This window comes from Stenotrophomonas lacuserhaii, from assembly GCF_039674585.1.
GTDB classification, from domain to species: domain Bacteria; phylum Pseudomonadota; class Gammaproteobacteria; order Xanthomonadales; family Xanthomonadaceae; genus Stenotrophomonas; species Stenotrophomonas pennii_A.
In genome coordinates this window covers 1-12437 of record NZ_JBDJNU010000016.1, presented here as the reverse complement: position 1 = coordinate 12437, position 12437 = coordinate 1, and the positions used below count along the sequence as shown (strand labels likewise).

The following is a 12437-nucleotide window of genomic DNA, read 5'->3' as shown; positions in this document are numbered from 1 at the left end:
CTTAAGGTGCTTGTGCCATAAGGGTTTCAGCCGGTTTTGCAGCGACGCGGCACGCGCCGTGATGCCGCTCTCCACACATACGCACACATGGTTAACCAGCGCCTGCAGAGGATGGCCATGACCGCGGCATTCCGCATGCGGCTTTAGGGAGACATCCAGATGGCCAATCAGCAGAATCAGCAGAACCAGAAGAACCAGCAGGGTCAGCAGAACCAGCAGGGCCAGCAGAACCAGCAGGGCCAGCAGGGTCAGCGCGACCAGCAGCAGCAACAGCAGCAGGAACAGCAGCAGCGCAACCAGAACCAGCAGCAGGGCACCAACGAAGAAGAAGAATGAGTTGTTGCACTGAGCTGAAGAAGCAGGGCCCCGCACCCGCGGGGCTTTGTTTTTCGCGGCCGTTCAGATGCCGCGCACGATCCAGCCCTGGCCGGCATCGGCCACTTCCGCAGGCCCATGGGGCGCTTCAATCTCCACCACCAGCCCCTGCGCGTTCGGCAGGTCCACCTGTTCGGGGAACCAGTGACGGGTAGCGTCGACCACGATCAGCAGGCCTTCGTCATCGCCCAGCGGCGCGAACACCGGCGACGGCTCTGACAGGGGAGCCAGCCCGAAGCGCCCAGCCAATCCGCGCTGCGTCCCCGGCACATCGGCAACCGGCAGGCCGACCTCGCTCAGGCAGGTGATCTCGCTGCCATCGAAAGCGCCCACGCGCGATGACGCGGGCAGGCACCGCCGGCCGATCAATTCCAGTATCAGCCCATCCGGACCGGTGAAGTACACCGACTGCGACTGCCAACTGCTTTCAAGCGCGAAGTAGTCCTTGCCATGGGGCGAACGCTGCAATGCCGTGCGCGCGCGCAGCCAGGACATGGCCTCGGCGAAGCGGTTGTCCGGTACGTTGAACGCCAGGTGCACGCCGCCGAGCGGCCGTCCATCGGCGGGAACCAGGGTGAGCGTGCTCCAGCCGACGATTACCTGGCATCCGTGCACGGGAAACTGCAGCACATCGCGGAAGTAGCGCGCGACGCTGGCAGGATCGGATACGGGAAGGACGAGGGTTCGAATACGCATGTTCAGTCACCGCAGGGGCGCATGGCCCGTGCCTCTCCTGATGTGATGCCAGCGAACGCGCGCCAGCTCATTGCCCGGCCTGCCGGGCCACTTCCGCTGCCCGAAGCACGAAGCGCTGCACCTTGCCACTCGGCGTCTTCGGGACCTCGCTGACGAACTCCACCAGCCGTGGATAGGCATGCGCGGACAGCCGTGTCTTCACGTACTGCTGCAGCTGCGCGGCCAAGGCAGCATCTCCCTCGATCCCGGTAGTGGTGATCACGAAGGCCTTCACGATCTCGGTGCGCTCCGGATCAGGAACGCCGACCACCACCGCCTCGGCGACGGCGGGATGTTCCAGCAGCGCGCTCTCCACGTCGAACGGGCCGATGCGGTAACCGGACGAGGTGATCACATCATCGGATCGCCCGATGAAGCTGATCGAGCCGTCGTCCTCGCATTCCACCGTATCGCCGGTCAGGTAGTAGCCATCGCGGATGGCCGGCGTGTCCGTACCGTAGTAGCCGGTGAACCACATCAGCGGAGAGCGTGCGATGTCGATCGCCAGGATGCCCGGCGTGCGCGGGGGCAGCTCGCGGCCGTCATCGCCCAGCACCGCCACCCGGTAGCCCGGCATCGCAAAGCCGGACGATCCCGCCCGCACCGCATGCTCCAGTGCGTGGTGGTTGTTCACCACCATGCCGGTTTCGGTCTGGCCGTAATGGTCCAGCACGGTGGTGGACAGATGGGCAGCGAACCACCGCGCGATCTCGGCGTTCAGCGGTTCACCGGCGCTGCTGACTGCACGCAGCTGGCCAGACACGCGGGCGGCCGATGCCTCGCCCGCCGCGATGACCTGCCGGTAGGCGGTCGGCGAGCCCGCCAGGTTGGTCACGCCCAGCCGCTCGATCACCTCGTGCAGGCCCTGCACGGTGAAGGGCGCCTCGTTGAACGTGGTCGCTTGGCCCAGCATCAGCGGGCCGATGACTGCGTAGTACAAGCCGTAGGCCCAGCCCGGATCGGCGATGTTCCAGAACACGTCGCCGGGGCGCAGATCCACTGCCAGCTGCATGTAGCTGGCGAAGGACATCAGCGCCCGAAGCGGCACCGGAACGCCCTTCGGCGCGCCGGTGGTGCCGGAGGTGGACAGCAGCACCATCAGCGCATCACCACGCAGCATCACCGGTTCGAAGGGCGCGCTGCCGGCGTTGGCCAGGCGCGCGCGCCAGTCAATGTCTGCCGCAGCGGCGGGCTGGCCGGCGGGGAGAATCGTGGCGACCGGCGGGCAGTCTTCGACATCATCCAGCTTGTGCCGGTTGACGTGGTCGGTGACCACCAGCCGGGTGTGGCCGGTGCGCAGCCGCGATTCGATGGCCTTGGCTCCGAAGGCAGTGAACAGTGGCTGGTACACGGCGCCGACGCGCCACGTGCCGAGGATCGTGGCCAGCAGTTCCGGCGTGCGCGGCAGCATGCCGGCCACTACGTCGCCGCGGCCGATGCCTTGCGCGGTGAGCACATGCGCGACCCTCGAAGCCGCCGTACGCAGGTCTTCGAAGGTGTACTGGTGCAGGCTGCCATCAGCGCTGATCCAGCGCAGCGCCAAGCGATCACTGCCGCAATGGCGGTCGCAGCATTCCACGCAGGCATTGATGCCGTTCTGCAGGTCGCCGTGCAGGCGGCCTTCCCAGTCGGGCAGGGTGAAGTCATCCACGGCACGTTGATAGGTCATGGGGAGCTCCGGGGCATGTCTGGCACGATACCCGGTTGCGTGGCGGTCTGGGGTGCGCGGCGCCTACGCCCCCCGATCCAACTGCCGATAACCGATCGCCTCGGCCAGGTGCGAGGTGTCGATTCCATCGCATCCCGCCAGGTCCGCGATGGTGCGCGCCACCCTCAGTATCCTGTGCATCGCCCGCGCAGACAGCTGCAACCGCTCGATGGCCTGCTCCAGAAGATTCTGGTCGGCCTCAGACAGATGCGCACACAAGCGGAGTGCCTTGCTGTCCATGTGGGCATTGAGCGCGCCACGCTGCAGCTGACGCTCGCGCGCGGCGATCACCCTTGAGCGAACATCCGCGCTGCACTCGCCCGCCGGGGCTCCTTCGCGCAGCTCTTCTGGCGAAAGCCGGGTGACCGTGACATGCAGATCAATGCGGTCCAGCAACGGGCCGGATACCCGGCCGCGATAGCGCTGGATGCGCTCGCTGGTGCACAGGCAGCGGTTGCTGCGATCCCCGGCCCACCCGCAGGGGCAGGGGTTCATCGCGGTGACCAGTTGGAAACGCGCGGGGAACACCGCACTGCGCGCGGCGCGGCTGATCCGGATATGGCCCGATTCCAGGGGCTCGCGCAGGATCTCCAGCGCCATGCGTGACCATTCGGGCAACTCATCCAGGAACAGCACGCCGTTGTGCGCCAGCGAGATCTCGCCGGGGTGCGGTGGGTTGCCGCCACCTGCCAACGCGGCGGGGCTGGCGCTGTGGTGGGGTGCGCGGAAGGGGCGCTGGCGCCAACGACGCGGGTCCAGTCCACTGCCGCTGATCGAGGCGATGGCCGCGCTCTGCAGGGCCTCGGCCTGGCTGGCTTCGGGCAGGATGCCGGCCAGCCGGGAGGCCAGCAGGGTCTTGCCGCAGCCAGGACTGCCGATCAGCAGCAGATGATGACCGCCGGCCGCAGCGACCTCCAACGCACGCCGCGCATGCGGCTGGCCGCGCACATCGGTGAGATCCAGCGGCGGGTCCGCTTCGATGCTGGCGCGCTCCGCGCGGGGCAGGCGGGAGGGATTCTCCACCGAGGCACAGACCTCCAGCAGCGTGCGCGCCACGCGCACATCCGCATGCTCGGCCAGCGCGGCTTCGGCGGCATTGGCGGGCGGTACGAACAGCGTACGGTTGGCCTCCGCTGCGGCGATCGCGGCCGGCAGCACGCCATCGACCGGGCGCAGTTCGCCGGTGAGCGCGAGCTCGGCCACGTACTCGTGGCGGACCACCTGCTGCGGATCCAGCTGGCCACTGGCGGCCAGGATGCCCATCGCGATGGCAAGGTCGAAGCGGCCGCCTTCCTTGGGCAGATCCGCCGGCCCCAGGTTGATGGTGATGCGCCGCTGCGGGTAGTCGAAACGTGCACAGAGCAGGGCGGCGCGGACGCGTTCACGCGATTCGCGGACGGTGGTTTCAGGCAGGCCGACGATCTGTGTAGCGGGCAAGCCACCGGACAGGTGCACTTCGACACGCACCAGCGGCGCATCGGCGCCGGCCCGGGCGCGGCTGTGGACCAGCGCGAGGCTCATGCGGTGACTCCCTGGGATGCGGGCAGTCAGTGTGGTGCCATGGAGGCAGGGTGTCCGTCGGTGTATGGATCAGACGAAGGTAGTCGGAATCCGGTCACGTGACATGGCTCAGGAACTCAACTGCTTCGCCATCTGCTTGATGACCAACTCGATGACCGTGCGCAGCATACGCATCTCGCCTTGAAGCGCCGGTCCCGCTACTTCGGCCCACTGCGCGTTCTCCGATTCAATCTCTGCCAACACCGACGCGGCCAGCGGGACGACGTCGGAAGCCATTTCCGCAAGACGGCGCTGCGCCATGCGCGGTGGAAGGCGCAGCTTAATGCCGGCGTCGATCAGCAAGCTGGGCGTGATCTCAGCAAAGCGCTCTACGCCCAACAGGTCCCACGCAAGCGTGGATGCTTGTGGCCAACTCGCACCGTCCTGCTTGTAGGCATGACTGCGTCCTGCCACCGTACTCAGAAGATCGTAATGTGGCGCCAGGTTGATGCCGTCTGCGTCGACCAGGAAGCTCAGGTTCTTCAAATGGGCGTCGTCGTTGCCGGTCAGTACGTTGAACACCAGCCAGTCAAACAGTCGCCTGCGCGTGCTCAGCCTCTCGCGACAGTGGGTGATCACTGATTCCAGTGTCTGGATGCTACCTGCTCTGTACTTGTCATTGCGTTGAAGGTTCAACAGTTGGCAGGCATCGATGGCATGCAAGCGGCGTGTGCCGTCCTCATCCGATACACGATCAAAGCGTTCGATCAGAAACGCAGGCTCCGGCACGTAACGTCGATGAACCTGTGGCACCATCAGTCCCATCGCGCGAGCCAGTCGCATGACGAAGTACTCGTTGATGACCGTGTGCGGATAGTCGGGGTCGGTACTGTCTGGCTTGAGGATATGGGTGGAAGCCTCCGCGCCGATCGGCTGGTACAGCACGCCGCGATCTTCGATGACAGCCAGTTTGTGCTGTGCGCCAGCAAGCGACATTCGTTTTTCCGCGCCGCCAGCCAGTGAATGCCGTGGCAGGTCGCGTATGCGCTGCGCGAGTTCGTCATCCGGCAGCGGTGCCCGACTACCCGGGTCAAGCGTTACCTGCGGGGGTAGCAGCGTGAGCGAGCCTGCAGATTCAGAGCCGTAGCAGGTGAGCAGGGCGAAGTCGTCGCTACCGCGGACACCGGCATCGTGTGCCATGCGTGCGCGCTGCTGGTCCTCCGGAAGCAGGTTGTCGAAGTACCACTGCACGGGGCGCGAGGTGCTGCCATCAAGAATGTTACCCAAGCTGCGTGGGAGCCACGGAGACAGGTCGAAGCTCCTTGGGTGTTCCAGCCATGCCGACGCGTATTCGAACCGCCACAGGTTGCGATGTTCGCGAAGGGTGCCGACATGCTGGCCGTCCCATGTGGCCAACAGCGAACGGTCCGGATATTGCAATCCGTCCAACGAGACTTCCATCATTGTCGGAGGCGCTGCCTTGATGGAGTGGCGGCTCATCGCGGGACTCCGCGCTTCTTCACCTGCTTCTGCAGCATCGCCATTGCTGTGTCTGGCACGTCGATTTCTACGCGGATGCCCATTTCAGTCAGAACCTGAAACAGCTTCTGCCACTGCACGCTGCCTCCCCCCCGCTCGACCTTGGCCAGGAAGTTCTCGCTGACGCCGATACCCTCGGCGGTATCGTCTTGGCGCAGGCCTTGGGCCTTGCGCGTGGCACGAACCAGCGGACCCAGTTCCTCGTGGCTCTTGAGCGTGACCTTCATGCTGAATCCTTGCAGTCGTGCGGATTTTTACTTTACTGACGAACTGTACTCCAATATCCTCAAGTACGTAAGGATTGTGGGCAAGTCTCCCTTGGGTGCGTATAAATCCTTATGATCGTGAGGTTTTCAATGTGTCGCGACCTGGCGCTTCAGTGCTTCGTGGACTCACTCACACGGTTATCCGCCTTGCCGTCGAATTTGCCACGTAGCGTCGATGTTTGCCGCGTAGTGTCGAGCCCGCTCGACACGGGCGGATGTCGAGCAAGCTCGACACTACGTTGCCGCCGCCTGCGTTAGAACGGGAGCCGACCTCAAACAAAGGGCTTCCCGATGGGCATGTTGGTTGACGGCCAATGGCAGACGGGTACCGCAGGCAGTGCCGGCGAAGACGGGCATTTCCATCGCGAAGAATCCACCTTTCGCCGCTGGCTCACCGCCGACGGCGGCGTCGGGCCAAGCGGACAACCAGCGCTGATTGCAGAGCCGGAGCGATTCCGGCTGTACGTCAGCCTGGCCTGCCCCTGGGCCCATCGCACGCTGATCGTGCGCGCGCTGAAAGGGCTGGAACCGCTGATCCCGTTGTCCATCGTGAACTGGCATATGGGCGACAACGGCTGGAACTTCGCGCCGGGCCCGCTGGTGACGCCCGACCCCGAGCGCGGCGCGCAGTACCTGCATCAGCTGTACCAGGCCGCCAAGCCCGGCATGACCGGGAAGGCGACCGTCCCCGTGCTGTGGGACCGCACGCAGGGGGAGATCGTCAGCAATGAATCAGCCGACATCATCCGCATGTTCAACGACGCCTACGATCACCTGGGCGCACGACCGGGCAACTACTATCCCGAAGCGCTGCGGGAAGAGATCGATCGCATCAATGAGCGTGTGTATGAAACGCTCAACAACGGCGTGTACCAGGCCGGTTTCGCCGCCACGCAGGAGGCCTATGACGAAGCGATCGTGCCCTTGTTCGAGACGCTGGAATGGCTGGATGGTCTGCTGACGGATCGGCAGTGGCTGGTCGGCGGGGTGATGACCGAGGCCGATATCCGGCTGTTCACCACGCTGATCCGCTTCGACCCGGTCTATTACGTGCACTTCAAGTGCAACGTGAAGCGCATCGCGGACTACCCCGGTCTGCATGCCTTCGTGCAGCGGATGATGGCCATCCCGGAAGTGGAGGGGACGGTGAATTACGAGCATATCAAGCACCACTATTACGGCAGCCACACGCACATCAATCCATCCGGGATCGTACCGGCGGGACCTGCGGCCCCCTACTGAGGGGCCCCCGCACGCGCGGCATTTCTTGAGTTGCTGACAACGCCCGCCCCAACCTGAACAGGGGTCGGTTCATGTCAGGGTACGCAATGTTCCGGCAATCTTCGGCGACGAGATTGAATCGTGCGGGGACAGCACACTGCCCGCGCCCCGCTACTGATCACCTGTCCTGTTGGAGGATTTGACGATGCTTACCTCAACCGCTTCCGTATTCCGTGGCCTGGCCCTGGCATTGGCACTCACCGCCGGCGTTACCGTCGCAAGCGACGCCGACGCCATGTCGCGCAAGGACAAGAACACTGCGATCGGTGCAGTGGTCGGTGGTGTCGCAGGTCACGTCCTGTCCAATGGCGATCCGATGATGACCGTAGGCGGTGCCGTGGCCGGCGGTGCGATCGGCAACGTGACCACCAAGGATCGCCGCGACAACCGCAATTATCGCTACGACCGTGATCGTCGTTATGACCGCGACTACCGCTATGAGCGCAGCAGCCGTCACGACCGTCGCGATGACCGCCGTCATTGGAACAACGGCCGTCGCGGGAATGATCGCCATCATGGTGGTTGGCGCTGAGTTGATTGGGCCCGGCCCGCACGAATGCTCAAGCTCGCGCCAGTAGCCATGCGATCCGTGAATTGCGTGGCATCGGGAACCTCCTTTCCCCATGCGAGCGGACCATGACCCGGACCTTCAAGATTGCTGTCATTCCCGGCGATGGCATTGGCCAGGAGGTCATGCCCGAGGGCCTGCGTGTGCTGGAAGCCGCCGCACGCCGCTTCCAGCTGGACCTGCAGTTCACCCACATCGACTGGGCCAGCTGCGATTACTACCAGCAGCACGGTCAGATGATGCCCGACGACTGGAAAGCGCAGCTGCAAGGCATGGATGCGATCTTCTTCGGCGCGGTGGGCTGGCCGGACACGGTCCCGGACCACGTCTCGTTGTGGGGTTCGCTGCTTAAATTCCGTCGTGAGTTCGACCAGTACATCAACCTGCGTCCGGTACGCCTGTTTGAAGGCGTGCCGTGCCCGCTGGCAGGACGCAGGCCGGGCGATATCGACTTCCTGGTGGTGCGCGAAAACACCGAAGGCGAGTACACCAACCTGGGCGGCATCATGTACGCCGGCACCGAGCGCGAGATCGTCATCCAGGAAACGGTGATGAGCCGCCACGGCGCCGACCGCGTGCTGAAGTACGCCTATGAACTGGCGCAGTCGCGTGCGCGTCGGCACCTGACCGTGGCGACCAAGAGCAATGGCATCGCCATCAGCATGCCGTGGTGGGATGGCCGCGCGGATGCGGTCGGCGCGGCCTATCCGGAGGTCACCGTCGACAAGCAGCACATCGACATCCTCACCGCGCGTTTCGTGCTGCAGCCGCAGCGCTTCGATGTGGTCGTGGCGAGCAATCTGTTCGGCGACATCCTGTCCGACCTGGGCCCGGCCTGCACCGGCACGATCGGCCTGGCGCCATCGGCCAACCTCAATCCGGAGCGCGATTTTCCGTCCTTGTTCGAGCCCGTGCATGGCTCGGCACCGGATATCTTCGGGCAGGGTATCGCCAACCCGATCGCGATGATCTGGTCGGGCGCGCTGATGCTGAAGTTCCTCGGCTGCGAGGAGGCGCATGACGCCATCATGGTGGCGATCGAGGGCGTGCTGGCGCAGGGGCCGTTGACGCCGGATCTGGGCGGCAAAGCGACGACGACGCAGTTGGGTGAGGCGGTGGCGAAGGCGGTGGCAGGCTAGCGCGAAGCGGCTCCATATCTGAGTCGCGGGCGTTTGGGCGTCGTGTGTGCGTGAAAATGTGATGGACGGCACACCTTCGAGACTGTCTAAATCGCTTAACAGGTCACCCGGTATGCTCCATGCACCCGCGCGCCGCCGTAGGCGCGCGAACGACCGATCAGGAGGATCCGTTGTCTCAATCACGCTCTCTCGCGCTGCTGGCGCTCTCGCTGGGCCTGGCCCTTACCGCGTGCAAACCGACCCAGCCGACGACGCCGGCAGGAACAGAGCCGGCCACCCCGGCACCGGCAACTACTGAGGCACCCACCGCACCCACTGCGCCGGCTGACGCTGCCACGCAGTGCCCGCATGCCGACTTCAACACCTTCCTGGCGCATTTCGGCAACGACATCGCCCTGCAGGAGAAGTCCGTCGCAGACCCGTTGCTCACCGAATCCATCGATGCCAACGCCCAGCCCGAACCGGCGAAGGTGACCAAGCAGGTCCCGCTGGCAGAGGTGGAGTGGCCGGTGATTCCGGACCCGGCGACGTTGTCGCGCCAAGGCCGCGAACTGCAGGTCACCCCGCAGGCCGATGGCAGCGTGCAGGTGCTCATCCGCAAACCGAACACCAGTGACCAGCAGATCTATACGTTCGCGCAGAAGCCGTGCTGGCAGCTGCAGAGCGTGGACGATCAATCGATCTGATGCCATTGGCGGCAGGGCCTGCCGATGGCCCTGTTGCCGCTTCACGGAGCACGACGCATGACGTCAAAGTTTGTCGCCCCTGCCCTGATGTTGCTGTTGGCCGCCTGCAGCGATCCGGCGGCTGAACCGTCCGCGCCTGCCGCGCCTGCCGCACCCGTTGCAAGTGCCACCGCTGCCTCCCCGGCGACACCCGTCGCTGCTTCCACGACTCCCTCCACCCAGCAGGACGACACAGGAATGCATATCGAATGCCAGGGAACCCGCCTGACCGTGGCGGGGCTGCCTGACCCGGGCAATGACGCCCCGCCGCAGACGCGGCTGGATATCGAAAAGGACGGCCAGCGCCGCACCTTGGACAAGCCGGCCGAGATGACCGACTACACCGCCGTGGGCCTGGCCTGCGTGCAGGACAAGGACAACACGCCGTATTTCGTCGTGCAGTACGGCGAGCTGCCGTTCGGTTGCCAGTTCTGCGAATGGTTCTACCTGTATGACGCCGACGGCAAGCAGCTGACCCACAGCGATCCGCCGCTGCGTGGCGAGGCGCCGTCGCAGGAACCCAACAACGACGAGTACGAGCAGTGGTTGGCCAAGCTCGGCGTGACCCACCCGGAGGTGACCTACTTCAAGCCCTGAAAGTGATAGGAAGCACGCTGCACCGTTTCACCTGGAGCAACACCCCTTAAGGAAATTCCCTTTTTCATAGAATGGATCGCACCGCTATGCCTGACATCTACCAGACCATGATCCAGCCCCGCGGGGCCGGATACCGAAGTGATCAGATAAAACCCTATAGCCACTACCGCGAGCCTATCGATCAGACCGATGGCCGCTTGCACGGTGAATCGCGCCGTTGGGGCGATGCCTCGCCGGAAGTGCAGTCACGCGTGATCGATACGCTGATTGAATCGTCCCGCGAAGCCGGGCTTTCCCCGCGCGAGACCGCGCATGTGCTGGCCATCGCCCGCGTCGAATCCGGCTTCAATCCCGATGCCGCCGCCGGCACCACGTCCGCCTCCGGGCTGGGCCAGTTCATCGATGGCACCGGCAGCGCCTATCAATTGAACAACAGCAACCGCTTCGATGTGGAAGCGCAGTCCGATGCGCTGGTGCAGCACTTCATCGACAACCGCCAGCTGGCCCAGCGTCGTGGCCAGGGCGAGGAATACATCTACAAGTACCACCACGACGGCCCGACCCGCGATTACGGCGGCCTGGGGCTGGCCGAAAGCAAGGTGATGCCGCGCCTTGCCGAGTACGAGCAGTTCGTCAACGAGCGCCTGGCGCAGTCGCAGGGCCAGTCGCAGGGCCAGAGCCAGACGCAGACGCAGGCTTCCCCGGCGCAGACCGTGGGCGCGGCGGCTGCCGTGGCCGGTGGCGCGGTGGCAGGCGTTGCCGCCGTGCAGGCAGCGGCAGCGCAGCAGCAGGCGGGATCGTTCCAGCACACCATGCAGGTGATGCTGCCGCCGCAGAACGGGGTCAAGCCGCACATCACCGGGCATTACGGTGAGGAGCGCGGTGCCAAGGATCACGGCGGTACCGACTTCAACTATGTCGGCGGCCAGACCGGGCTCAATCGGCAGCACCCCACGATCAACGCACCGATCTCGGGCAAGGTGACCTTCGCCGGGGGCAGCTACGGCACGGTGAAGATCCTGGATGCGCAGGGCAACTCGCACGAGATCCTGCACATGAAGGACGTGCAGGTGAAGGAAGGACAGACCATCCAGGCCGGCCAGCCGATCGGCACGATGGGCGGACGCGGCCCGAATGGTGCCGATCAGTACGCTCAGCACGTGCATTACCAGCTGAAGGACCCGGCCGGGAAGCTGCAGAGTCCGGAAGCGTTCTGGGACCAGCGCCGCGTGCAGGATGGCGCCGCACCGGGGCAGGGGCGTACGGACGATGCATCGTCGGTGCTGCGCCACGGCGCACGCAGCGACGACGTGGCCAAGCTGCAGCAGGAATTGAACCGCCAGGGTATCCGCGATGCGAATGGCAACCGCCTGGCCGAGGATGGCCGCTACGGCGACCACACCCGCGACGCGGTGGCTGCCTACCAGCAGGCCAATGGCCTGAAGGCCGATGGCATTGCCGGGCCGCAGACGCTGGGCCGTCTGGGTGAGAGTCGGCAGGGCACGCACGGGCATTCGCATGAGGCACCGGTACGTGGGCCGCAGCTGGGCGAAGCCGCGCATGCGGACACCCCGTTGCATGCGGCGATCCGTGGCCAGCTGCCGTCGGCGGTGTCCAACGACATGGCCGCGCACATCACCCATATGGCCAAGCAGGCGGGCATCGACAGCCCGGACAAGCTGCAGGGCGTGGCGGTGCAGGATGGCAAGGCGTTCGTGATGGGCACCACGCCGGGCTTCCGCGCAATGGTGGACATGAGCCAGCCGGCGCCTGCGGCCGAGCAGACCAGTGCCACGCTGCTGGGCGAGCGCTTGAGTGCCCAGGTGCAACAGGGCCAGGAAGAGCAGCAGCGCGCTGCGGTGGCGATGCGCTGAGGTTCCGGTAGTAATCCGGTGGGAATCCGGTGGGGGTGGTCCCGTGGTGGGCACCAGGGGGGGGGGGGAGCGGGGCGGGGCCCCGGGGGGCCCCCCCCGCCCCAGCAGCGGCCCCCCCCCCGCGGGGGTG

General features: G+C 65.4%; 12 protein-coding genes. 7 read left to right on the top strand and 5 right to left on the bottom strand.

Annotation, left to right across the window (positions count from 1 at the left end):
• Positions 1 to 159: 159 nt before the first annotated feature.
• Positions 160 to 336 carry a hypothetical protein gene (locus ABE522_RS08400; protein WP_346591298.1) on the top strand — a complete coding sequence of 59 codons (177 nt, stop codon included), beginning with the start codon at positions 160 to 162 and terminating at the stop codon, positions 334 to 336.
• Positions 337 to 399: 63 nt separating this feature from the next.
• On the opposite strand, the gene ABE522_RS08395 is transcribed toward ABE522_RS08400, so the two are convergent.
• From ABE522_RS08395 to ABE522_RS08375, 5 genes are all read right to left on the bottom strand, one after another.
• On the bottom strand, positions 400 to 1071 hold the full coding sequence (locus ABE522_RS08395) for a VOC family protein (RefSeq protein WP_346591297.1): 672 nt from the start codon (positions 1069 to 1071) through the stop codon (positions 400 to 402).
• 67 nt (positions 1072 to 1138) lie between these two features.
• Positions 1139 to 2779 (bottom strand): AMP-binding protein, encoded by a 1641-nt coding sequence (locus ABE522_RS08390; RefSeq protein WP_346591296.1) that lies wholly within the window; start codon positions 2777 to 2779, stop codon positions 1139 to 1141.
• 63 nt (positions 2780 to 2842) lie between these two features.
• Complete coding sequence (locus ABE522_RS08385; protein ID WP_346591295.1) at positions 2843 to 4339, bottom strand: YifB family Mg chelatase-like AAA ATPase; 1497 nt, start codon at positions 4337 to 4339, stop codon at positions 2843 to 2845.
• 108 nt (positions 4340 to 4447) lie between these two features.
• On the bottom strand, positions 4448 to 5818 hold the full coding sequence (locus tag ABE522_RS08380) for a HipA domain-containing protein (RefSeq protein WP_346591294.1): 1371 nt from the start codon (positions 5816 to 5818) through the stop codon (positions 4448 to 4450).
• Complete coding sequence (locus tag ABE522_RS08375) at positions 5815 to 6084, bottom strand: helix-turn-helix domain-containing protein (protein WP_346591293.1); 270 nt, start codon at positions 6082 to 6084, stop codon at positions 5815 to 5817. Before ABE522_RS08375 ends, ABE522_RS08380 begins: the two co-directional genes overlap by 4 nt.
• A gap of 330 nt (positions 6085 to 6414) precedes the next feature.
• Between ABE522_RS08375 and ABE522_RS08370 the strand changes: the two genes are divergently transcribed.
• From ABE522_RS08370 to ABE522_RS08345, 6 genes are all read left to right on the top strand, one after another.
• Positions 6415 to 7365: a glutathione S-transferase family protein gene (locus ABE522_RS08370; RefSeq protein WP_346591292.1), complete on the top strand. Its 951-nt coding sequence runs from the start codon at positions 6415 to 6417 to the stop codon at positions 7363 to 7365.
• A gap of 184 nt (positions 7366 to 7549) precedes the next feature.
• Complete coding sequence (locus ABE522_RS08365; RefSeq protein ID WP_346591291.1) at positions 7550 to 7936, top strand: hypothetical protein; 387 nt, start codon at positions 7550 to 7552, stop codon at positions 7934 to 7936.
• A 104-nt stretch (positions 7937 to 8040) separates the two neighbouring features.
• Positions 8041 to 9111, top strand: a complete 1071-nt coding sequence (locus ABE522_RS08360; protein WP_346591290.1) for a tartrate dehydrogenase — start codon at positions 8041 to 8043, stop codon at positions 9109 to 9111.
• A 170-nt stretch (positions 9112 to 9281) separates the two neighbouring features.
• On the top strand, positions 9282 to 9797 hold the full coding sequence (locus ABE522_RS08355) for a hypothetical protein (protein ID WP_346591289.1): 516 nt from the start codon (positions 9282 to 9284) through the stop codon (positions 9795 to 9797).
• Positions 9798 to 9854: 57 nt separating this feature from the next.
• Entirely contained in the window at positions 9855 to 10433 is a 579-nt protein-coding gene (locus ABE522_RS08350) for a hypothetical protein (protein ID WP_346591288.1), read from the top strand.
• 86 nt (positions 10434 to 10519) lie between these two features.
• Positions 10520 to 12307 (top strand): peptidoglycan-binding protein, encoded by a 1788-nt coding sequence (locus ABE522_RS08345; RefSeq protein ID WP_346591287.1) that lies wholly within the window; start codon positions 10520 to 10522, stop codon positions 12305 to 12307.
• Positions 12308 to 12437 lie beyond the last annotated feature (130 nt).

Excerpts from the sequence above, each read along its gene's own strand:
- ABE522_RS08400 (WP_346591298.1), top strand. The coding sequence starts at position 160 with ATGGCCAATCAGCAGAATCAGCAGAACCAGAAGAACCAGCAGGGTCAG.
- ABE522_RS08395 (WP_346591297.1), bottom strand. The coding sequence starts at position 1,071 with ATGCGTATTCGAACCCTCGTCCTTCCCGTATCCGATCCTGCCAGCGTC.
- ABE522_RS08390 (WP_346591296.1), bottom strand. The coding sequence starts at position 2,779 with ATGACCTATCAACGTGCCGTGGATGACTTCACCCTGCCCGACTGGGAA.
- ABE522_RS08385 (WP_346591295.1), bottom strand. The coding sequence starts at position 4,339 with ATGAGCCTCGCGCTGGTCCACAGCCGCGCCCGGGCCGGCGCCGATGCG.
- ABE522_RS08380 (WP_346591294.1), bottom strand. The coding sequence starts at position 5,818 with ATGAGCCGCCACTCCATCAAGGCAGCGCCTCCGACAATGATGGAAGTC.
- ABE522_RS08375 (WP_346591293.1), bottom strand. The coding sequence starts at position 6,084 with ATGAAGGTCACGCTCAAGAGCCACGAGGAACTGGGTCCGCTGGTTCGT.
- ABE522_RS08370 (WP_346591292.1), top strand. The coding sequence starts at position 6,415 with ATGGGCATGTTGGTTGACGGCCAATGGCAGACGGGTACCGCAGGCAGT.
- ABE522_RS08365 (WP_346591291.1), top strand. The coding sequence starts at position 7,550 with ATGCTTACCTCAACCGCTTCCGTATTCCGTGGCCTGGCCCTGGCATTG.
- ABE522_RS08360 (WP_346591290.1), top strand. The coding sequence starts at position 8,041 with ATGACCCGGACCTTCAAGATTGCTGTCATTCCCGGCGATGGCATTGGC.
- ABE522_RS08350 (WP_346591288.1), top strand. The coding sequence starts at position 9,855 with ATGACGTCAAAGTTTGTCGCCCCTGCCCTGATGTTGCTGTTGGCCGCC.
- ABE522_RS08345 (WP_346591287.1), top strand. The coding sequence starts at position 10,520 with ATGCCTGACATCTACCAGACCATGATCCAGCCCCGCGGGGCCGGATAC.